The 1,823-nt window shown below is 41.4% G+C and carries 1 protein-coding gene and 1 pseudogene; one reads left to right on the forward strand and one right to left on the reverse strand.

Annotated elements, in window-relative coordinates; genetic code table 11:
• Window positions 1–520 (reverse strand): glycoside hydrolase family 16 protein (locus AC4GME_RS00285; protein WP_490378877.1); only part of this gene is annotated, 520 nt, incomplete at its 3' end.
• Between the two features lie 516 nt (window positions 521–1,036).
• On the opposite strand from AC4GME_RS00285, the pseudogene AC4GME_RS00290 reads away from it, so the two are divergent.
• Window positions 1,037–1,823 (forward strand): annotated as a pseudogene (locus AC4GME_RS00290) (hypothetical protein); the annotation flags it as partial.

Raw genomic sequence — 1,823 nt, forward strand, 5'->3', positions numbered from 1 at the left:
CAGTCGGTAGCATCCAGATTGCAGGCCAGGTACCTTGACCAAATGGCAGTTTCGCACGAACTTCAAAACGTCCATATTTCCAGTGGCCTTTTCTTACCGAACGTAATTTAGCCGATGTATAAGGCAAGGTTCTAGTGCCAGGATTGCCGTCTGCATTATCCGGGCCTGTAAAGCTTCCCTTTTTAGCAACAATGTTCAGCACGCCATCTTGAACAAACGCATTGCTGTCACGACCGGTATAACATTGCTGTTCATTGTTACCGCCACCCCAACAGTCTTTTACACGCTCCCATTTCTTTTTATCAATTTCGCTACCATCAAATTCATCACTCCAAAGCAGTTTCCATTTATCAGTTGGCGTGACTGCTTCTGCTGTCAGTACCAGTGCTTTTGGGGTTGAGGTTTTCTCAAGTGCGTCATCTGCCGTTGCAACTTTGCTATCAGAGGCGCAGCCTGCCAGCGATATCGCCAGTGCGACAGCTGTTATTTTGGCTGTTGAGTATGGTGCAGTCTTCATCATTTATCCTTTCCTTATATGGACTAAAATAGATTGTAAGCGCTTTCTTTATATCATTATTATATCCGAGTTAAAAATATAACCGTTCATATATGCGCTATTAACATCCTTATTTGCGAGCAACTTCACAACTGTTTTTAAGTGATTATTTAATTATTAATACTTTTATAGCTCAATTTGTTTACGCTGCTTTCTCTCTTTAACTTTATTTTAACTTTAAAACCCTAATATTGAAATTCACGCAGATATTGTGACCTCTATCAATGAAAGCGCTTACATTGTGTGATTTTGCTCACTTTTCGGGCGGGTTTTGATCTATATACTCAATTTCGTAAAGTGATTAACTGATTCTCAGGTGCAGATTGTTAGCAAAATCTAACTAATTGGCGTTGTTCCTAAGCAGATTTAATCATTTTTTTTTGCAATAAAAAGAAAGCGGTTACTTTTTACCAGGAAGGGACTTTATCAGTCCGATAACAGTACGAAAATCAAATAACAACTCGTAAGGAACATATGGAAATGAAAGCAATTAAAGGTTTTAAATTAGTAAATACAGCCCTTGCAGCGGCTTTGGCATTAGCTTTATCTGGTTGTGGAGATGAGCCAGTAAATAATAACTTGCCGGAAGTACCTCAGGTACCTGACACATCAGATACACCAGACATACCAGACACACCAGATACACCAGACACACCAGATACTGGTGCAAAAGACGAGACTATCTTTTCTGATGATGCTAAATCAGGCTGGACAACATTTGACTGCTGTGCTGAATCAGCACCAACTATTCAAACGGAAACAACTGGCGATCATGGTACTGTCGTTGAGTTTTCTATTGGTGAATACGCTGACACTGTATTAGGCTTTCAAACTTCAACGCCGCTTGATGTAACAGAAATTGCAGAGACTGGTACTCTGGATTTTGATGTTAAAATAGTAACGCCACCAACGGCTGAGCCTAGAAATGCTCGAGCATTAAGCATCACTAAGTGGTATGTAAAACTTGAAAGTAATGGCGGTAAAGATGCTCCGGGCGCCAGTGGCGAGAATGCGCAAGTTGAATTAACAGCACTGGAAATTGGTGTCTGGAAAACTATCAGCGTTGATCTGGCTGAGTTAGAAAATCAGGGGCTGGATCTTTCTGCTATTGATAATGTGATGATTTTCCCTGAGTGGGGACAAGGTGCGGGCACCGTTTACCGGGTTGACAATCTAGCTTTCAAAGAGAATGCAGCTTCAGATACACCTACTGACCCAGATACGCCTACTGATCCAGATACACCTACTGACCCAGATACGCCTACTG

The organism is Psychromonas sp. (assembly GCF_983033635.1).